Below are 18,123 nucleotides of genomic sequence, written 5' to 3' on the forward strand. Positions count from 1 at the left end.
CCGCACGGGCCCCGGACCGGGGTCGGCGCGGCCACCGCCGGAACCCGACCGGGAGCGCAAACCCCGTGGCTTTTGCCTGTGTTATCAGTCGCTTGGGGGCGGAGGTGCGGGCCTTGCCGGGGAGTCGATGAGATGCGGCGTCTTGTCGCAGGGCCCCCCGCTCGCTACCATTTCCCGGTTTTCCGTAGCGCCGGACGCGGCGTGATGGGCCCCCGCATGGCGCGATGGGCTCGCCAGCCACCTGAGTCGGACGGTCCTTCCGCGCACACCTGCCTGTACCGGGGTGCGCGAACCGGGCCGGGTCGGGCAGCCCGCGGAGCAACCCAAGACACCATTTGATTGATTCGATTTACTGGGGCTCGAGAGTGATGAAAGCCGGTTGGTTCAAGCAGTGGGCAGCAGGCGTCGCCGTGATGGCGCTGCCGATGCTGGCGCAGGCGCAGGCGGCGGATCCCAAGCCGTGGCAGCTCAACATGGGCCGTGGCGTGACCCACCTGTCGCACAATGCCTACGAGGCCCACATGCTGGCGCTGTGGATCTGCGTCGGCATCGGCATCCTGGTGTTCGGTGCGATGGCGGTGGCGATGGTCAAGTTCCGCCATTCCAAGGGCGCCAAGCCCGACACCAGCTTCACCCACAGCACCAAGCTGGAGGTCATCTGGACCGTGGTTCCGGTGGCGTTGCTGGTGCTGATGGCCTTCCCGGCCACCAGCAAGCTGATCAACATGTACGACACCCGCGACTCGGAGATGACCGTCAAGGTCACCGGCTTCCAGTGGATGTGGAAGTACGAGTACCTGGGCGAGGGCGTGGAGTTCACCAGCCGCCTGGACCGCAAGAGCGACGAGCTGCGCCAGCAGACCCGCCAGACCCGCCAGACCGTCACCGCCGAGGACCACGAGCACTACCTGCTCGACGTCGACAACGTGCTGGTGCTGCCGACCGACACCAAGATCCGCTTCGTGATCACCGCCGACGACGTGATCCACGCCTGGTGGGTGCCGGCGCTGGGCTGGAAGCAGGACGCGATCCCCGGCATCGTCAACGAAGCCTGGACCCAGATCGACGAGCCTGGCATCTACCGCGGCCAGTGCGCCGAGCTGTGCGGCAAGGACCACGGCTTCATGCCGATCGTGGTCAAGGCGGTGCCGAAGGACGAGTACCAGCAGTGGCTGGCGGCGCAGAAGCCCGTGCCCGCGCCGGTCGAGGCCGCGCCCGCCGCGCCCGCCGACGAAGCCGCGCCGGCGGATGCCGACGAGCAGAACACCGAAGCCACCGCCGCTGCCGACGTCGACGACGCGGCAGTCGCCGGCTGACCCCCCTTTTTGCTTCGCGCAAGCACGTTTCTTCGAGGTTAGGCCATGGCCGTCACCCACGCAGATCACCACCACGACGACCACGCCCACAAGCAGGGCTTCATCGAGCGTTGGTTCTTCTCGACCAACCACAAGGACATCGGCACGCTGTACCTGGTGTTCAGCTTCATCATGTTCATCGTCGGCGCGGCGATGAGCGTGATCATCCGCACCGAGCTGGCGCACCCGGGCCTGCAGCACGTCAGCCCCGAGTTCTTCAATTCGATGACCACCATGCATGCGCTGGTGATGATCTTCGGCGGCGTGATGCCGGCCTTCGTCGGCCTGGCCAACTGGATGATCCCGCTGCAGATCGGCGCGCCGGACATGGCGCTGCCGCGCATGAACAACTGGTCGTTCTGGATCCTGCCGTTCGCCTTCAGCCTGCTGCTGATGACCCTGTTCCTGCCGGGCGGCGGCCCGGCCGGCGGCTGGACCCTGTACCCGCCGCTGTCGTTGCAGGGCGGCAACAACGTCGCCTTCGTGATCTTCGCCATCCACATGATGGGCATCAGCTCGATCATGGGCGCGATCAACGTGATCGCGACCGTGCTCAACATGCGCGCGCCGGGCATCGACCTGCTGAAGATGCCGATCTTCTGCTGGACCTGGCTGATCACCGCCTTCCTGCTGATCGCGGTCATGCCGGTGCTGGCGGGCGCGGTCACCATGCTGCTGACCGACAAGTTCTTCGCCACCAGCTTCTTCAACGCGGCCGGCGGCGGCGACCCGGTGATGTACCAGCACATCTTCTGGTTCTTCGGTCACCCCGAGGTCTACATCATGATCCTGCCGGCGTTCGGCGTGGTCTCGGAGATCATCCCGACCTTCAGCCGCAAGCCGCTGTTCGGCTACCAGGCCATGGTGTACGCGACCGCGTCGATCGCCTTCCTCTCGTTCATCGTGTGGGCCCACCACATGTTCACCGTCGGCATGCCGCTGGGTGGCGAGATCTACTTCATGTTCGCGACGATGCTGATCGCGGTGCCGACCGGCGTGAAGGTGTTCAACTGGGTCACCACGATGTGGCGCGGCTCGATCTCGTTCGAGTCGCCGATGCTGTGGGCGATCGCCTTCGTGATCCTGTTCACCATCGGCGGCTTCTCGGGCCTGATGCTGGCGATCGTGCCGGCCGACTTCCAGTACCACGACACCTACTTCGTGGTCGCCCACTTCCACTACGTGCTGGTGACCGGCGCGCTGTTCTCGATCATCGCCGCGGTCTACTACTGGTGGCCGAAGTGGACCGGGCGCATGTACAACGAGGGCATGGCCAAGTTCCACTTCTGGTGGACGATGATCTTCGTCAACCTGTTGTTCTTCCCGCAGCACTTCCTGGGCCTGGCCGGCATGCCGCGCCGCATCCCGGACTACAACGTGGTGTTCGCGGACTGGAACCTGGTCAGCTCGATCGGTGCGTTCGGCATGTTCGTCACGCCGTTCATGATGGCCTTCATCCTGTGGCGTTCGAAGAAGACCGGCGCCAAGGCCGAGGCACGTTCGTGGGAAAGCGCGAAGGGCCTGGAGTGGACCGTGCCGAGCCCGGCGCCGCACCACACCTTCGGCACCCCGCCGGTGATCCGCGACGGCGACCTCGCCCACGGCGACGTCAGTCATTGATGCGAATCCCTCGCAAGGGCCCGCACTTCATGTGCGGACTTTTGCGGACTTTTCACGAAAGCCACGCTTGATCCAAATCAGTCGATGACCGCATCCCACGACCCGCGCCATGATCTCGATGCCCGCCGCAAGGCGGCGCGTCGCACGGCGGTCTGGGTCGCGCTGATCGCGGTCGGCGTGTACGTGGCGTTCCTGCTCAGCGGGGTGTTCGGACAATGACCGCGCCGTCGACCGACAAGGCGTCGTCCGGCGGCGGCCGCAGCGCCAGCGCGCGGATGGCGGTGGTGATGGTCGGGGTCGGCGTCTGCGCGTTCGCGTTCTCGTTCATGCTGGTGCCGCTGTACCGGATCGCCTGCGAGAAGGTGTTCGGCATCCGCCTGGAACGTACCGCCGCCGAGGAGACCTCGGCCACGGCGGTCGAGGCGCGCTGGGTCACGGTCGAGTTCGACGGCGGCGTGAACTCCAAGCTGCCGTGGGCGTTCAAGCCGAACCAGACCACGATGAAGGTCAAGGTCGGCCAGCCCTACGACACCACCTATTACGCGCACAACAACAGCGACCGCGTCATCGTCGGCAGCGCCGTGCCGTCGGTCGCGCCGGCGCGCGCCTCGGGCTATTTCAACAAGACCGAGTGCTTCTGCTTCACCGCGCAGACCCTGCAGGCGGGCGAAACCCGCGACATGCCGGTACGCTTCATCATCGATCCGGACCTGCCGGCCGACGTCAAGACGGTCACGCTGTCCTACACTTTCTTCAAGAACGACGTGCTGACCGCAGAGCAGGCCGCCGCTTCCCCGCACGGGAACGCGACGTCCGCACCGCGGGCCGCGCCCTGATCTGTAAACGCTCCAGCTCTGAACGGAACCGCCGCCATGGCCCAAGCACATTCGCCAGACGCCAACGTCTACTTCGTCCCGCACAGCAGCCGCTGGCCCTTCCTCGGCTCGATCGCGCTGTTCGTGACCATGATCGGCCTCGCCAGCTGGATGAACGACATCAGCTGGGGCAGCAAGGCCTTCCTGGTCGGTGTCGCGCTGCTGGTCGGCGTGCTGTTCGGCTGGTTCGGCGACGTGATCCGCGAGTCGGTCGGCGGCAACTACAACAAGCAGGTCGACACCTCGTTCCGGATGGGCATGGTCTGGTTCATCTTCTCCGAGGTGATGTTCTTCGGCGCCTTCTTCGGCGCGCTGTTCTATGCCCGCCAGTTCGCGCTGCCGTGGCTGGGCGGCGAGGGCGACGGCGTGATGACCCACAGCCTGCTGTGGAACAGCTTCAGCAACGCCTGGCCGACCAACGGCCCGGGTTCGATCGGCGGCAGCTTCCAGACCATTCCGGCCTGGGGCCTGCCGCTGCTGAACACCCTGATCCTGCTGACCTCCGGCGTCACCGTCACCATCGCCCACCACGCGCTCAAGGCCGGCCACCGCGCCCAGCTGTTGCTGTTCCTGGGCCTGACCGTGCTGCTGGGCTGCGTGTTCCTGTTCTTCCAGGCCGAGGAATACATCCACGCCTACAAGGAGCTGAATCTGACCCTGGGTTCGGGCATCTACGGTTCGACCTTCTTCATGCTGACCGGCTTCCACGGCGCCCACGTCACCCTCGGCACGATCATGCTGGCGGTGATCTGGTTCCGCTGCCTGAAGGGGCACTTCAGCAAGAACGACCACTTCGGGTTCGAGGCGGTGGCCTGGTACTGGCACTTCGTCGACGTGGTCTGGCTGGGCCTGTTCCTGTTCGTCTACGTGCTGTAAGGGCGGACCATCGAAATCGGGACCGGGAGTCCGCCGCGGCGGAATTCCCGTCCCCAAGCAAGAGGCGACGGCACCCCGTCGCTCTTTTGCTTTCTGCGAATCCCGAAATCCCGCTGTCGGTTTACGGGTTGCGGCCGACGCCGTGGAATTCGATCCAGCCCATGTAGCTGGCCAGGACGACCAGCAGGATCAAGGCCACGGACAGGGCGACGCGGCGGGTCAGCGCCTTGACGGTGCGGCGGCTCTCGCCCTTGTCGACGAGCATGTAGTAGAGGCCGGCGCCCAGGTTCCAGAGGATGACGATCAGAAAGGCAATGACCAGCAGGGTCTTCAACGAGTCGTTCATGGCGGCCTCCGATCGACTGCCGGCTGATGCGAGCCTGTCATTATCGCAGGCCGTGTCCGCCAAGTCGCCGGTGACGGGCCGATGAGTCGTCGCCGCAACCTGCTGGTCGGCTGGACGCTGGCGATCTTGACGATGGTCGGGTTCGTCAATCTCGGCCTGTGGCAGTCGCGCCGGGCGGTCGAGAAGCAGGGCATGCTGGATGCCGCGCAGGCGGTGCTGACGGCGCGGCGGCCGTTGCCGCTGTCGCTCGCGGCCGACCCCGCACGTGCGCGCGACTACGACTGGACACAGGGCCAGGGCGAGTTCGTCGACGCGCCGGCGGTGCTGCTCGACAATCAGCAGCACGAGGGCCGCACCGGTGTGCGGGTGTACCGGCTGTTCGCCGAAGACGACGGCATGATGCTGCTGGCCGACCTGGGCTGGCTGCCACTGCCCGGCGACCGGCGGATGCCGGCGGTGCCGCGTCCCGAGGGCCGGATGGCGGTGCGCGGCCTGCTGGTCCGGCCGCCTTCCGCCGGCCTGGTCGGCGCGGACGTCGAAAAGACGGACGATGGCGACAATCTGCTGGTGACGCGGCTGGATGCGCAGGCGCTGCCGTCGGCGCTGGGGCTGCAAGCCCTGCCGCCGCGGGTGTTGCGCTTGGACCCGCAGTTGGAGATCGGCTATCAGCGCGACCTGGAGCTGTTGCCCAACACCCTGCCGCCGGAAAAGCATCGCGGCTATGCCGTGCAGTGGTTCGCGCTGGCGCTGGCGGTGCTGGTAACCGCGCTGGTACTGACTTTCAGAAGAAAATCCACGAATCGATGAACGACACCCAGACCCGCAACCGCAACCGCACCGCGCTGATCCTGATCGCGGTCCTGTTCTTCGGCAGCATGGCCGTGGCCGGCCTGCTGCGTTTCTCCGGCTGGAAGCCGGAGGGGATGAAGAACCACGGCGAGCTGTTGCAGCCGGCGGTGGACGCCCGCGCCAGCGTGCCGCGCGACATCGACGGCGCCGACTACCTGTGGAACCCGGAGGCGCGTACCTGGCGCATCGTGGTCGCGGCGCCCACCGGGTGCGGCACCGAATGCGCCGAGGTCGCGCGCCAGGTCGAGCTGGTCTGGGAACTGTTCAACAAGGATGCCGACCGCGTCCACGTGTTGTGGCTGGGGCGCTGGCCGGAGGCGGTCAAGCGCCCGGGGACCCTGTTCGAGATCGCCGACGATGGCGGCCTGCGCGGCCACCTGCCGCAGGCCGATGCCGGCGGCGCGCCGGTCTACGTGCTCGACCCGAACGGCTTCGTGGTTCTGCGGTACGCTCCGGGCTTCGATCCCGGCGGCCTGCGCAAGGACATGGTCAAGCTGCTCAAGCTGCGCTGAGGGCCAGCGTCCCGCAGCGGGACCGTGCGCGGCCCGGCTGCGATCGATGGAAATGACCGACAGGCCCGCGTCCAACGGGGCCCCATGACAAGAATCCAATGAATACCCCATTCAAGGCCGCTACCTTCTCCAAGCACTTCCACCGCATCGCCTGGCTGGCGGTGGCGCTGGCGACCTGCGTGATCGTGTTCGGCGCGTTCGTGCGCCTGTCCAATGCCGGTCTGAGCTGTCCGGACTGGCCGACCTGCTACGGCCGCGCGACCTGGCCCGGCGCCAGCGCCGACGCGCTCGACCACGCCGCCTCGGCGATCCGTCCGTTCGAGTCGCACAAGGCCTGGCGCGAACAGGTCCACCGCCATCTGGCCGCGACCCTGGGCCTGCTGGTGCTGGCGCTGGCCCTGCTGGCGGCGCGAAAGCGGCGCTACGGCATGGCCCAGATCCTGGTCGCGGCCGGCCTGGTCGCGATCGGCATTCCGCTCTACATGCATGGCGAGCACGTCGCGGCATCGGCGCTGGCGATCCTCGGCGAGGCGATCCTGCTGGCGGCGGCGCTGCGCTGGAGCAATCTGGACCTGTCGCGCGTGGCGGCGCTGACCCTGGCGGTGATCATCTTCCAGGCCCTGCTGGGCATGTGGACGGTGACCTGGCTGCTCAAACCGATCGTGGTGATGGGGCACCTGCTCGGCGGCCTGCTGACCTTCTCGCTGCTGTTGTGGATGGCCTGGCGCGCGACCGCCGCGCCGATCCGGCTGGCCGATACCCCGCAGCTGCGGCGCTGGGTGATGCTCGGCCTGTTGCTGTTGGGCGTGCAGATCGCACTGGGCGGCTGGACCAGCGCCAACTACGCGGCGCTGGCCTGCGGCAACGACTTCCCGACCTGCGTCGGCCAGTGGTGGCCGCGTCACGACTTCGGCGAGGCCTTCGTGCTGTGGCGCGGGATCGGCGTCGACTACGAGGGCGGCATCCTCGACGGCGAGGCCCGCATCGCGATCCAGCTCGCCCACCGGATGATGGCGATGGTGGTGTTCGCCTACCTGATCGCGTTCGCGGTGCGGCTGATGCGCCTGCCCGGCATGCGCGGCTGGGGCGTGTTCGTGCTGGCGATGGCGCTGGTCCAGGTCGGCCTGGGCATCGCCAACGTGATGCTGGGCCTGCCGCTGGTGGTGGCGGTGCTGCACAACGCCGGCGCGGTCGTGCTGCTGTTCGCGATGGTGTCGCTGCTGGCCCGCCTGGAGGCGCCGGAGCACTGATGACTTCCTCCACCGGCCAAGGCTTCGCGGCGACCGCGAAGCAGTACTGGGACCTGACCAAGCCGCGGGTGGTCGCCCTGATCGTGTTCACCGCGCTGGTGGGCATGTTCCTGGCGGTGCCCGGAATGCCGCCGCTGCGCGAGTCGGTGCTGGGCTTCCTGGGCATCTGGCTGGCGGCCTCGAGCGCGGCCGCGATCAATCAACTGCTGGATTCGCGGATCGACGCCAAGATGGCGCGCACCGCGTGGCGGCCGATCGTGGTCGGGCAGATCACCCCGGCCAGGGCGCTGGCGTTCGCGCTGGTCCTGGCGGTGCTGTCGATGACGGTGCTGGTGGTCTGGGTCAACACGATCACCGCGATCCTCACCTTCGCCTCGCTGATCGGCTACGCGGTGATCTACACCGTGTTCCTGAAGCGGGCGACGCCGCAGAACATTGTGATCGGCGGCATCGCCGGCGCGGCGCCGCCGCTGCTGGGCTGGGCCGCGGTCACCGGCATGCGCGGCGAGTGGGACTGGCCGCATGCGCTGCTGCTGGTGCTGATCATCTTCGTGTGGACGCCGCCGCACTTCTGGGCGCTGGCGATCTTCCGCCGCGACGACTACGCGCGCGCGCTGGTGCCGATGCTGCCGGTCACCCACGGCGTCGAATACACCCGCTGGCAGATCCTGTTCTACACCGTGCTGCTGGTGGTGGTCAGCGTGCTGCCGGTGGTGTTCGGCATGAGCGGGCTGTTCTACCTCGGCGGCGCGCTGGTGCTGGGCCTGGTGTTCCTCGCCCATGCCTGGAAGCTGATGGACCCGCCGGACGAGTTCTACGCGATGCGGGTGTTCAACTACTCGATCGTCTACCTGATGGCGCTGTTCGCGTTCCTGATGGTCGATCACTGGCTGCGGCCGTGGCTGCACGCCGGTTGAGCAGGCGCTACTGGCGGAAGGCCAACACCAGGGTGCGCAGCGCCTCGCGCGAGCCGGGGTCGCCCAGCGCGCCATAAAGCATCACGTCCTGGGCGGGAATCGGCGGTAGGCCCAGTTCCGCACCCACGTCGACCGTGCCGGAAGGGGCCGTGCGCTTGGCCAGCAGGGCCACCGCCAGACCTCCGGCGGCGGCGGCGCCCAGCACCGCCGCGCCCTTGCCGACGAAGACCTCGTTCCATGCGATCCCGGCCCGGTCGAGCGCCGCCACCGCTGCGGCGCGCACCCGGCAGAGGTTGCCTTGAGTGGCCAGCGGCAGCGGCTGGTCGGCGCGGGGCTGCCAGCGGGCCGCGGCGAACCACGAGAACTCCTCGGCGAACGCGGCTTGGCCGCGCTTGCGCCCATCGTCCGGACGTAGCACCAGCGCCGCATCCAGTTCATTGTGTTCGAAGGCTTGCATCAGCTCGCGGGTGCCGGCCACCCGCATTTCCAGCCGCAGGCCAGGGTGGCGTTCATGCAGTCGCCGCAACAGGCCCGGCAATTCACCGCCGACCAGTTGGTGGCTGACGCCGACCGCCAGTCGCCGCACTCCGATGGCGAACGCCTCGGCGGCGCGGTCGTGACTGGATACCAGTTCGCGTGCGGCCGCCAGGAAAATCAGGCCTTCGGCGGACAAACGCACGTGCCTTGGCGTGCGTTCCAGCAGGCGTCGGCCCAGCTGCTGTTCCAGCTTGCGCAGCTTCATGCTGACCGCGGACTGGCTGACGCCCAGAGCATCGGCCGCGCGGGTGAAGCCCTGCAGCTCGGCGACCAGGACGAAGGCCTTTACTGCGTCGACATCAAGCGATTTCACTCAAAAATTCGATTATGGAATTATAGAAACATCTATGGATGTCTTCTTGGAATGATACAGGCGACGTAGGCTGCCGTCATCGCCTGCTTTGGAGCCGCCAATGAAAGCCTTGATCACCATGACCCTTGCCACTCTGACTGGACTGGCCATCCGTGATGTACCCGAGCCGCCGGCGCCGGTTTCGCCGCTGCGCGGCACTTGGAACCTGCTGGCGGCGGACAAGATCCTTGCCGATGGCAGCCGCGTGCGTGATTACGGCAATGCACCGAAGGGGCGCTTGATCGTCGATGCGCACGGGCGCTATTCGCTGCAGATCTTCAAGTCCGAGCGCCCGCGCTTCGCTTCCGCCGGCAAGGCCGGCGGCAGCGGCGACGAATTCGCCGCAGCGGTGCTGGGTTCCAGCACCCACTACGGCACGATTGAATCGGACGCACAGCAGGGCGTCCTGCGGTTCCGCATCGAAGGGGCTTCATTCCCCAACTGGGAAGGTAGCGTGCAACAGCGCAGCTACACCCTGGAGGGGAACACGCTGAGCTACCGGGTGCCTCCGCGGCCGGACGGCAGCATCCCAGTCTCGGTATGGCTGCGGCTGGAGGAATGAGGCATGCCCACTTCGTGACTGATTCGCATCACTTGAGCAGATGCTGTTGCCAGAACAGCATCGTCGCCGCGGTGAAGTGGTCGGCATTGCTCTTCTTGCGGAAACCGTGGCCCTCGTCGTTGAACAGCAGGTACCAGACCGGCTGGCCGTTGCCGCGCACCGCCTCGACGATCTGCTCGGCCTCGGTCCAGGGCACCCGCGGGTCGTTGCGGCCCTGGGCGACGAACAGCGGCGAGGTGATCTTCGCGGCGCCGTTGAGCGGCGAGATCCGGTCGAACAGCGCCGCCATCGCCGGGTCGCGCTCGTCGCCGTACTCGGCGCGGCGCAGGTCGCGGCGGTAGTCCTCGGTGTTCTTCAGGAAGGTGCCGAAGTGCGAGATGCCGACGATGTCGACGCCGGCGCGGATGCGCTCGGGGTAGTGCATCAGCGAGGCCAGCACCATGTAGCCGCCGTAGCTGCCGCCGTAGACGCCGACGCGGTCGGCATCCAGCTCGGGCCGGGTCGCGATCCAGTCGAGCAGCGCACCGATGTCGCGCACCGAGTCCTCGCGGCGGGGGCCGTTGTCCAGGCTCAGATAGGTCTTGCCGTAGCCGGCCGAGCCGCGCACGTTCGGCACCAGCACGGCGATGCCGAGCTCGTTGGCGAGGAACTGCGCGGTCGGGCTGAAGCCCGGACGCGCCTGGCTCTCCGGGCCGCCATGGATCTGGATCACCACCGGCAGCCTGCGCCCCGGTGCGGCCTCGGCCGGGCGGTAGTAGAACGCGGGAATCATCCGCGGCCCGCCGTTCCCGGCCTGGTCGAAGGTCGGGAAGTGGATCAGGCTGGGGGCGACGAAGCGGCCGGTGTCGAGGCCGCCGACCTCGCTGCGGGTCCAGCGGGTCAGGGTGCGCGCGTCGATGTCGATCACATAGGCGTCGCTGGGCGAGGTCGCGCTGTTGAGGGTCAGCGCCAGGCGCCGGCCGTCGGGCGAGAACGCCAGGCCGCCGAGCAGACCGATCGGCAGCTCGGGCAGCGCGACCGGGCGGTGTCCGGGCAGCGACAGCAGGTGCAGCCGGCCGATGCCGTCCTCGTTGCTGACGAAGGCCAGATGGCGGCCGTCGTCGGCGAGCGCGAACTCGCTCACGTCCCACGGGATGTCGGCGCTGAGGATGGCCGGCGCGCCGCCGGCCGGGTCGTGATGGCGCAGGCTGCGGAACTCCTGCGGCGCGCCGTCGACCGCCTCGTCGGAGACGTAGTACACCGCACGATCATCCGGCGCGTAGCGGAAGGCGCCGAAGGCGGCCTTGCCGCCGTCGACCGGAAACATCGTCAGCTCGCCGCTGTCGAGATCGACCTCGCCCGGATGGGCTTCGGCGATGGAGACGTAGCGGCTGACCAGCAGACGCTTGCCGTCGGCGGAGAAATCCAGGGCGCCCCAACTGCCGCCCTCGGTGACCACCGCCCGGGCCTGGCCGCTGCGGGTGTCGCGCACCCAGATGTCGCGATCGGTGCCGTTGCGGGCGGTGCTGGTGTAGGCCATCAGGGCGCCGTCGCGGCTGAGCACGACCTCGTTGTTCTGGGTGCGTCCGCCATCGGTCAGCAGGGTGCTGCCACGGGTCCGGGCATCGAACCAGTACAGCTGCGAGAACTCGTCTCCACCGCTGTCCTTGGCGAACACGAAGCCCTGGCGCCAGGCCCGCGGCGGTGCCGCGACCATGCCGGCGAGCGGCTCGGGGTAGAAGGTCAGCTGCTCGCGCATGCCCAGCGGCTGGCACACGCGATGGGCCTGCGCGGTTTCGGCGAAGCGGGTCGCGACCAGCAGGCAATCGTCGCCGAGCCAGCCGGCGACGTTGGCGCCACGGGTGTTCTGGTAGCGGTTCAGGCGCTCGACCAGCGCGTCCGGGATCGCCGGGATGTCCTCGCTGATGCGGTTGCCCTCCTCGACCCGGACAACGTCCTGGCCGGCCGCGGGTGCTGACTGGACGGTGGCGCTGACCACGACCAGGGCGGTGGCGAGCAGGGCGGTCTTGCGGATTCGAGCGTGCGGCATGGCGTGGCGCTTCCCCGGGGCGTTGGAACCGCTGAGCTTAGCGCGGGCGCCGCGGGGGCAGGTGAGCCATCGAATGGGTTGCGCTAGAGTCCGGACAGCATCCATCGGGGAGAATGGCATGTCGGACCGACGCGAGTTCCTTGGACAGCTCACCGCCTTGACCGCGGCAGCCGCGGCCGGCGTGGCGCTGCCGTCCCTGGCCATGGCGGCCGGCCCGCGGACGCCGGCCTGGCCACCCTACCGGGATACGGTCGCGATCGATGGCGCCTCGGGATTGATGCTGGTCTACCTGGAGGAGGGCGACCCGGCGATCGCGGGCGAACTGCGGGCCGCGCGCGATTGCGGACTGGCCGCGACCCTGCTTACCGTCGCCCCGGCCGGCCGCTTCTGGCTCGACGACGCCGCGTTCGAACGGGCCAGGGCCAACATCGACAAGTGGAATGGCTTGATCGAGCGCCATCCAGGCCACCTGGCCGCGATCCGCAGCCATGACGACCTGCAGCGGGCGCATGCGTCCGGTCGGGTCGGAATGATCTTCGGCTTCCAGGGCACCGAGCCGTTGGGCGAGGACATCGAGCGCATCCCGATGTTCCGCGAACTGGGCGTGCGGGTGATCCAGCTGACCCACAACCGCCGCAACCTGGTCGGCGACGGCTGCATGGAGCCGGGCAACGCCGGGCTCAGCAACTATGGCCACCAGGTGGTCGAGCGGCTCAATGCCGAGCGCATCGTGGTCGACCTCGCGCACGGCTCGCAGCGCACGATCCGCGAGGGCATCGCGGCCTCGAAGGCGCCGGTGCTGATCAGCCACACCGGCTGCCGCGCGCTGGCCGACCTGCCGCGCAACACCGCCGATGCCGAGCTGCGGGCGATGGCCGAGCGCGGCGGCGTGGCCGGGATCATCTTCTGGCCCTACCTGCGCACCGACACCCAGCCGATGGCGATCGACGTGGTTCGCCATATCGAGCACGCGATCGATGTCTGTGGCGAGGACCACGTCGGCATCGGCACCGACACGCCCATCGCGCCGGTGGAGCGCACGCCGGAGTTCGAGCGCAACAACCGCGAGTTCATGCGCGGGATGAAGGAGGACGGCATCTTCGCCAAGGACCGTCCCGACGACCTGTACACCTTCATTCCGGATCTCAACAGCGCCGACCGCTTCGACACCCTCGCCGCGCTGCTGTCCCGACGCGGCCATTCCGATGCGCGCATCGGCAAGATCCTCGGCGGCAACTTCGCCCGGGTGATGCGCGAGGTGTGGGGCTGAGCTTGCGGCAAGCGGGCGCGGGACCGCCGGTTGACGGTGTCCGCGGAGCCACCCGATGGCGGGACCGGCGCCGGGCTGTTTGAGCCCGTCGGCAGCAGCGGGGCCGGGCAGGCGGGCACGGGTAGGGCGCCTGCTTGGAACGATATGAAATATTATATCGTTCCATTCGCTTCCCTCCCGGTCCTTTTTGCGCGCCTTCCCGTTGCCGATGCCTGCCGCTCCGACCCATCGCCTGCCCGCCATCGACCTGCTGCGCGGGACGGTGATGCTGATCATGCTGCTCGACCACGTGCGCGAGACCTTCTACCTGCATCACCAGGTCGCCGATCCGATGGACCTGGACCGGGTCGATCCGGCACTGTTCGCCAGCCGCCTGCTGGCGCATCTGTGCGCGCCGGTGTTCGTGTTCCTGACCGGGTTGTCGGCGTCCCTCTACCGCGACAGACAGGGCAGCGACGCGGCCGTGGCCGGGTTCCTGCTCAAGCGCGGCCTGTTCCTGGTCGTGCTGGAACTGACCCTGGTCAACTTCGCCTGGACCTTGGCGTTTCCGCCGGACGCGATCTACCTGCAGGTGATCTGGGCGATCGGGCTGAGCATGCTGGCGCTGGCCGTCCTGCTGTGGTTGCCGCGGCCGTGGCTGGTCGTGCTGGGGCTGGCGCTGATCGCCGGGCACAACCTGTTCGACGGTGTGCGGCTGAGCGCGGACTCGCCCTGGCATCCGCTGTGGGCGGTGCTGCACCAGCGCGACTGGATCGAGCTGGGCGGGCTCCGGCTGCGCAGTTCGTACCCGCTGCTGCCGTGGATCGGGGTGATCGCGCTGGGCTATGCCGCCGGCAGCTGGTACCGCGCCGAGGTCGCCGCCGCAGAGCGCAGGCACTGGCTGGCGCTGACCGCGATCGGCGCGCTGGCGGGCTTCCTCCTGCTGCGCGCGCTGAACGTCTATGGCGATGCGCCCTGGGTCGCCGGCAGCGATCCGGTGACGACCGCGATGAGCGTATTCAACCTGACCAAATACCCGCCGTCGCTGCTGTTCGTGCTGCTGACCCTCGGGGTCGGTCTGCTGTTGCTGAGGGCGTTCGAATCGGCGCCGTCATGGCTGGGTTTCCTGGCCGCATTCGGCGCCGCGCCGATGTTCTTCTACCTGCTGCACCTCTACCTGCTGAAACTGTTGTACCTGGCGTGCCTGCACGGGTTCGGGCCGAACCGGGGGCGAGCTGTTCGGGTTCTCCGGCGTCGGCAGCCTGTGGCTGGTCAGCGTCGCGCTGGCGTTCGCGCTGTACTGGCCGACGCGCGGATTCGCCCGGTTGAAGGTGCGGCGTCGCGATCTGGGCTGGCTGAAGTACTTCTGACCCGCGTCGCAGCGCGAGGCTATTTGCGCCAGTTGGCCAGGGTCTGGCTCAGCTCGGTCTTCTCCTGTGGCGACAGCGCCGCGGACCCGCCCTCGCGCAGGCGCTGCTGGAGTTCCTCGACGCGTTGCAGCAGGGTCTGGTGTTCGAGCCGGGCGATCGCCTCGTGGAACTCGGCGCGCCACGCGGCTTCCTCGCCGGGCAGCGACTGTGCCGCCAGCTTCTGCAGCGAGGCCTGCTCGTCGCGGTCGGCGAAGTGTTCGATCAGGCTGCCGGTGCCGATGTCCGGACGCTCGTAGACCAGTTGCAGCATCTCGCACAGCAGGTCGACGCCGGGTTGGCGCAGCGGTGCGAAACGGTAGGGAGGCAGCAGCTCCAGCCCCAGTGTGGGCGACTGCAGCAGCAGGGCGATCGCGCTGCGCACCAGGCTGCGTCTGGCCGGTGCCGGGCCCGCGCCGGCGCGCGCGCGTTGCGCGGGGACGTGGGTGTCCGGGGTACTGGCGCGGGCGCCGACCCCGGTCAACTCGGTCAGCCGCTGCCGCATCAGGTCGGCGAAGGCGCCGTCCGGAATCTGCGCCAGCAGCGGCTTGGCGCGCTCGGCCAGCCGGCCCTTGCCTTCGAGCGTGGCGAGATTGACGTCGGCGGACAGCGAGTCGAACAGGAATTGCGACAGCGGGGTGGCCTGCTTCAGGCGCGCGTTGAAGCCGTCGCGGCCCTCCTGACGCACCAGCGAGTCGGGGTCCTCGCCGTCGGGCAGGAACAGGAAGAACGCCTGGCGGCCGTCCTTCATCCGCGGCAGCACCGACTCGACTGCCTTCCAGGCGGCGGCGCGGCCGGCGCGGTCGCCGTCGAAACAGAAATGCACGTCCGGCGCGTTGCGGAACAGCAGCTCGACGTGGTCGGGGGTGGTCGCGGTGCCGAGGGTGGCGACCGCGGTGTCGACGCCGTGCTGGAACAGCGCGACCACGTCCATGTAGCCCTCGACGACGACGATGTGCGGGATCTTGTTGTGCGCCTGACGCACCTGCCACAGCCCGTACAACTCGCGGCCCTTGTGGAACAGCGGCGTCTCCGGCGAGTTGAGGTACTTGGGCGAGTCGTCGGCGTCGACCACGCGCCCGCCGAACGCGATCGTGCGGCCGCGCCGGTCGAGGATCGGGAACATCACCCGGTTGCGGAACTTGTCGTAGACGCGGCCGCTGTCGTTGCGCGACATCATGCCGCCGCGCTCGAGCAGGCGCAGCCGGCGCTCGTCGCCGCCGAGCGCGTCGCGCAGCGCGTTGAAGCCGGGCGGCGCGAAGCCGATGCCGAAGCGTTCGCGGATGGCGGCGTCGACGCCGCGGTCGTCGAGATAGGCCTGCGCCTTGGCGTTGCCGTCGAGCTGCTTGCGGTAGAAGCGGGCGCAGGCCTCCAGTGCCGCGTACAGGTCCTGGCTCTCGGGATTGGCGTTGCGCTGCTGGGTCTCGCGCGGGACCTCCATGCCGGCGTGCCGCGCAAGTTCCTCGACCGCGTCGAGGAACTCGAGGCGGTCGTAGTTCATCAGGAAGCTGATCGCGGTGCCGTGCGCGCCGCAGCCGAAGCAGTGATAGAACTGCTTGGTCGGCGAGACGGTGAAGCTCGGCGAACGTTCGTCGTGGAACGGGCAGCGCGCCGAGTACTCCTTGCCCTGGCGCTTGAGCGGCACGCGCGCGTTGATCAGCTCGACGATATCGGTGCGCGCGAGCAGGTCATCGATGAAGGCGTCGGGGATGCGGGCCATGATCGGCTAGGATGCCACGCGCGGCGGCGGCTCCGGTCAGTCGGATTCGGGGTGGTCGGCGGCGTCGGCGAAACTGGCCGCCAGGCGCCGCAGGGCCTCGCCGTCGATGCGCTGCACGGTCCATCCGTCCATGCCGACCGCGCCGATCCGGCGATAGAACCCGATCGCCGGGGCGTTCCAGTCCAGCACGCTCCACTCGAAGCGGGCGCAGTCGCGCTGCACCGCCAGCCGGGCCAGGTAGGCGATCAGGGCATGGCCGACCCCGCGGCCGCGGAACTGCGGGCGCACGAACAGGTCCTCCAGGTACAAGCCGCGCCGGCCCTGCCAGGTCGAGAAGTTGTGGAAGAACAGCGCGAACCCGGCCGGCTGGCCGTCGGCCTCGGCGATCATCACCTCGGCCGCCGGCTGCGCGCCGAACAGCTGCGCCTCCAGCAAGGCCTCGGTGGCGAGGACCGCGTCGGGTTCGCGTTCGTACTCGGCCAGCTCGCGGATCAACGCCAGGATCAGCGCCACGTCGGCGCGGACCGCGGGGCGCAGCACCACGCCCGGGTGCGCGGTGGTCACGGTCTGCGTCACCGCGCTCAGCCCGCCAGGCGTTGCTTGACCAGCTTCGAGACCAGGCCCATGTCGGCCTGGCCGGCCAGCTGGGGCTTGAGCACGCCCATCAGCTTGCCCATGTCGGCGGGGGCGCTGGCACCGGTCTGGGCGATCGCCGCGTCGACCGCGGCCAGGATCTCGGCCTCGCCCAGCTTGGCCGGCAGGTAGCGCTCGATCACCACGATCTCGTCGCGCTCGACCTGGGCCAGGTCCTCGCGGCCGGCACCCTCGTACTGGCTGACCGAGTCCTTGCGCTGCTTGACCATCTTGTCGAGCACGGCGAGCACGGCGGCGTCGTCGAGTTCGACGCGCTCGTCGACTTCCTTCTGCTTGATCGCGGCGTTGACCAGGCGGATCACGCCCAGGCTGTGCTTGTCGCCGGCCTTCATCGCGGCCTTCATGTCGTCGGTGAGTCGTTGCTTGAGGCTCATGGCATCGGGTCCGTAAGGAGGGAAGGGAGAGGCGCCCAGGCTGGGCGCGACAACACAAAAAGCCGGCAGCGCTGGGCGCGGCCGGCTTCTTGCGGACTTCGGCGGCTCAAGCGGCGCCCAGGACCGGAGTCCCGGGCGGCTGGCGACCGCGCGCCGAGGATCGAGCAGCCCGAACGGGCAGGCCCGACCCGGCGTGCCTGGATCAGTACAGGCGCTGGCGCTTGGTCACATCGCGCGAGGCGCGACGGGCCTGACGCTTCACCGCCGCGGCGGCCTTGCGCTTGCGTTCCTGGGTCGGCTTCTCGTAGTACTCGCGCTTGCGGGTCTCGGCGAGGACGCCGGCCTTCTCGCAGGTGCGCTTGAAGCGGCGCAGGGCAAACTCGAAAGGCTCGTTTTCGCGGACTTTGACGCTGGGCATGTGGTATCTCGGTACGGGAACAGGCCCGGTCCTTCCGGGCGAGCCGCGTATGATAGCCGTATCGGGTCCTGCGTCGCAAGTCGTCCCGACGACGGACAATGGGCCGTTGCCCTTTGCTCGTTGTAGGAGCGACGTGAGCCGCGACCGCGCTTCCCGCGAAAACCCATCGCGGCTCACGCCGCTCCTACGGCCCCCAGCCCCCAGTCCCAGCCCCAGCCCAGT

At 68.6% G+C, this 18,123-nt stretch carries 18 protein-coding genes and 1 pseudogene; 12 read left to right on the forward strand and 7 right to left on the reverse strand.

Annotated elements, in window-relative coordinates:
- The first annotated feature begins 368 nt into the window (after positions 1–368).
- The 5 genes from coxB to FKV24_RS08300 all read left to right on the forward strand — a co-directional run bounded on the left by coxB (position 369) and on the right by FKV24_RS08300 (position 4,726).
- Complete coding sequence (gene coxB, locus FKV24_RS08285) at positions 369–1,316, forward strand: cytochrome c oxidase subunit II (RefSeq protein ID WP_141482036.1); 948 nt, start codon at positions 369–371, stop codon at positions 1,314–1,316.
- 45 nt (positions 1,317–1,361) lie between these two features.
- Complete coding sequence (ctaD, locus tag FKV24_RS08290; protein WP_141482037.1) at positions 1,362–2,975, forward strand: cytochrome c oxidase subunit I; 1,614 nt, start codon at positions 1,362–1,364, stop codon at positions 2,973–2,975.
- Positions 2,976–3,059: 84 nt separating this feature from the next.
- Positions 3,060–3,194, forward strand: coding sequence for a hypothetical protein (locus FKV24_RS20035; RefSeq protein ID WP_262982910.1), 135 nt, complete (start codon positions 3,060–3,062; stop codon positions 3,192–3,194).
- Positions 3,195–3,250: 56 nt separating this feature from the next.
- Complete coding sequence (locus FKV24_RS08295; protein WP_249040966.1) at positions 3,251–3,811, forward strand: cytochrome c oxidase assembly protein; 561 nt, start codon at positions 3,251–3,253, stop codon at positions 3,809–3,811.
- A 36-nt stretch (positions 3,812–3,847) separates the two neighbouring features.
- A complete protein-coding gene (locus FKV24_RS08300) occupies positions 3,848–4,726 on the forward strand; it encodes a cytochrome c oxidase subunit 3 (RefSeq protein WP_111267732.1) in 879 nt (292 codons plus the stop codon).
- 121 nt (positions 4,727–4,847) lie between these two features.
- Here FKV24_RS08300 and FKV24_RS08305 read toward each other — a convergent pair whose 3' ends face one another.
- Positions 4,848–5,072, reverse strand: a complete 225-nt coding sequence (locus FKV24_RS08305; RefSeq protein ID WP_111267731.1) for a twin transmembrane helix small protein — start codon at positions 5,070–5,072, stop codon at positions 4,848–4,850.
- 81 nt (positions 5,073–5,153) lie between these two features.
- Here FKV24_RS08305 and FKV24_RS08310 point away from each other — a divergent pair, with 81 nt between their 5' ends.
- The 4 genes from FKV24_RS08310 to FKV24_RS08325 all read left to right on the forward strand — a co-directional run bounded on the left by FKV24_RS08310 (position 5,154) and on the right by FKV24_RS08325 (position 8,600).
- The gene (locus tag FKV24_RS08310) at positions 5,154–5,879 is read left to right on the forward strand and encodes an SURF1 family protein (protein WP_111267730.1); all 726 of its coding nucleotides are present in this window, start codon (positions 5,154–5,156) and stop codon (positions 5,877–5,879) included.
- Complete coding sequence (locus FKV24_RS08315) at positions 5,876–6,433, forward strand: hypothetical protein (RefSeq protein WP_111267729.1); 558 nt, start codon at positions 5,876–5,878, stop codon at positions 6,431–6,433. Before FKV24_RS08310 ends, FKV24_RS08315 begins: the two co-directional genes overlap by 4 nt.
- Before the next feature lie 98 nt (positions 6,434–6,531).
- Entirely contained in the window at positions 6,532–7,683 is a 1,152-nt protein-coding gene (locus tag FKV24_RS08320; protein WP_141482039.1) for a COX15/CtaA family protein, read from the forward strand.
- Positions 7,683–8,600, forward strand: a complete 918-nt coding sequence (locus tag FKV24_RS08325) for a heme o synthase (protein WP_141482040.1) — start codon at positions 7,683–7,685, stop codon at positions 8,598–8,600. Before FKV24_RS08320 ends, FKV24_RS08325 begins: the two co-directional genes overlap by 1 nt.
- A gap of 7 nt (positions 8,601–8,607) precedes the next feature.
- On the opposite strand, the gene FKV24_RS08330 is transcribed toward FKV24_RS08325, so the two are convergent.
- Positions 8,608–9,450: a LysR family transcriptional regulator gene (locus FKV24_RS08330; protein WP_141482041.1), complete on the reverse strand. Its 843-nt coding sequence runs from the start codon at positions 9,448–9,450 to the stop codon at positions 8,608–8,610.
- Positions 9,451–9,550: 100 nt separating this feature from the next.
- Here FKV24_RS08330 and FKV24_RS08335 point away from each other — a divergent pair, with 100 nt between their 5' ends.
- On the forward strand, positions 9,551–10,051 hold the full coding sequence (locus FKV24_RS08335) for a lipocalin-like domain-containing protein (protein WP_111267725.1): 501 nt from the start codon (positions 9,551–9,553) through the stop codon (positions 10,049–10,051).
- A gap of 28 nt (positions 10,052–10,079) precedes the next feature.
- On the opposite strand, the gene FKV24_RS08340 is transcribed toward FKV24_RS08335, so the two are convergent.
- Positions 10,080–12,080, reverse strand: a complete 2,001-nt coding sequence (locus tag FKV24_RS08340) for a S9 family peptidase (RefSeq protein ID WP_141482042.1) — start codon at positions 12,078–12,080, stop codon at positions 10,080–10,082.
- 118 nt (positions 12,081–12,198) lie between these two features.
- Between FKV24_RS08340 and FKV24_RS08345 the strand changes: the two genes are divergently transcribed.
- Positions 12,199–13,350, forward strand: coding sequence for a dipeptidase (locus FKV24_RS08345; protein WP_170288253.1), 1,152 nt, complete (start codon positions 12,199–12,201; stop codon positions 13,348–13,350).
- Between the two features lie 208 nt (positions 13,351–13,558).
- Positions 13,559–14,699, forward strand: a pseudogene (locus tag FKV24_RS08350) (acetyltransferase domain-containing protein).
- Between the two features lie 19 nt (positions 14,700–14,718).
- Here FKV24_RS08350 and dnaG read toward each other — a convergent pair.
- From dnaG to rpsU, 4 genes are all read right to left on the reverse strand, one after another.
- Positions 14,719–16,455, reverse strand: a complete 1,737-nt coding sequence (gene dnaG, locus FKV24_RS08355) for a DNA primase (protein WP_141482044.1) — start codon at positions 16,453–16,455, stop codon at positions 14,719–14,721.
- Between the two features lie 36 nt (positions 16,456–16,491).
- Entirely contained in the window at positions 16,492–17,031 is a 540-nt protein-coding gene (locus FKV24_RS08360; RefSeq protein WP_249040963.1) for a GNAT family N-acetyltransferase, read from the reverse strand.
- Between the two features lie 5 nt (positions 17,032–17,036).
- Positions 17,037–17,483: a GatB/YqeY domain-containing protein gene (locus tag FKV24_RS08365; protein WP_111268207.1), complete on the reverse strand. Its 447-nt coding sequence runs from the start codon at positions 17,481–17,483 to the stop codon at positions 17,037–17,039.
- Between the two features lie 202 nt (positions 17,484–17,685).
- Positions 17,686–17,901 (reverse strand): 30S ribosomal protein S21, encoded by a 216-nt coding sequence (rpsU, locus tag FKV24_RS08370; protein ID WP_111267721.1) that lies wholly within the window; start codon positions 17,899–17,901, stop codon positions 17,686–17,688.
- Positions 17,902–18,123: the final 222 nt, after the last annotated feature.

Origin of the sequence: Marilutibacter maris (assembly GCF_006546735.2) — a bacterium.
Lineage (GTDB): Bacteria > Pseudomonadota > Gammaproteobacteria > Xanthomonadales > Xanthomonadaceae > Marilutibacter > Marilutibacter maris.

What these genes read in the sequence shown, in the direction of transcription:
- coxB (WP_141482036.1), top strand. Translation starts at nt 369, where the DNA reads ATGAAAGCCGGTTGGTTCAAGCAGTGGGCAGCAGGCGTCGCCGTGATG.
- ctaD (WP_141482037.1), top strand. Translation starts at nt 1,362, where the DNA reads ATGGCCGTCACCCACGCAGATCACCACCACGACGACCACGCCCACAAG.
- FKV24_RS20035 (WP_262982910.1), top strand. Translation starts at nt 3,060, where the DNA reads ATGACCGCATCCCACGACCCGCGCCATGATCTCGATGCCCGCCGCAAG.
- FKV24_RS08295 (WP_249040966.1), top strand. Translation starts at nt 3,251, where the DNA reads ATGGCGGTGGTGATGGTCGGGGTCGGCGTCTGCGCGTTCGCGTTCTCG.
- FKV24_RS08300 (WP_111267732.1), top strand. Translation starts at nt 3,848, where the DNA reads ATGGCCCAAGCACATTCGCCAGACGCCAACGTCTACTTCGTCCCGCAC.
- FKV24_RS08305 (WP_111267731.1), bottom strand. Translation starts at nt 5,072, where the DNA reads ATGAACGACTCGTTGAAGACCCTGCTGGTCATTGCCTTTCTGATCGTC.
- FKV24_RS08310 (WP_111267730.1), top strand. Translation starts at nt 5,154, where the DNA reads ATGAGTCGTCGCCGCAACCTGCTGGTCGGCTGGACGCTGGCGATCTTG.
- FKV24_RS08315 (WP_111267729.1), top strand. Translation starts at nt 5,876, where the DNA reads ATGAACGACACCCAGACCCGCAACCGCAACCGCACCGCGCTGATCCTG.
- FKV24_RS08320 (WP_141482039.1), top strand. Translation starts at nt 6,532, where the DNA reads ATGAATACCCCATTCAAGGCCGCTACCTTCTCCAAGCACTTCCACCGC.
- FKV24_RS08325 (WP_141482040.1), top strand. Translation starts at nt 7,683, where the DNA reads ATGACTTCCTCCACCGGCCAAGGCTTCGCGGCGACCGCGAAGCAGTAC.
- FKV24_RS08335 (WP_111267725.1), top strand. Translation starts at nt 9,551, where the DNA reads ATGAAAGCCTTGATCACCATGACCCTTGCCACTCTGACTGGACTGGCC.
- FKV24_RS08340 (WP_141482042.1), bottom strand. Translation starts at nt 12,080, where the DNA reads ATGCCGCACGCTCGAATCCGCAAGACCGCCCTGCTCGCCACCGCCCTG.
- FKV24_RS08345 (WP_170288253.1), top strand. Translation starts at nt 12,199, where the DNA reads ATGTCGGACCGACGCGAGTTCCTTGGACAGCTCACCGCCTTGACCGCG.
- dnaG (WP_141482044.1), bottom strand. Translation starts at nt 16,455, where the DNA reads ATGGCCCGCATCCCCGACGCCTTCATCGATGACCTGCTCGCGCGCACC.
- FKV24_RS08365 (WP_111268207.1), bottom strand. Translation starts at nt 17,483, where the DNA reads ATGAGCCTCAAGCAACGACTCACCGACGACATGAAGGCCGCGATGAAG.
- rpsU (WP_111267721.1), bottom strand. Translation starts at nt 17,901, where the DNA reads ATGCCCAGCGTCAAAGTCCGCGAAAACGAGCCTTTCGAGTTTGCCCTG.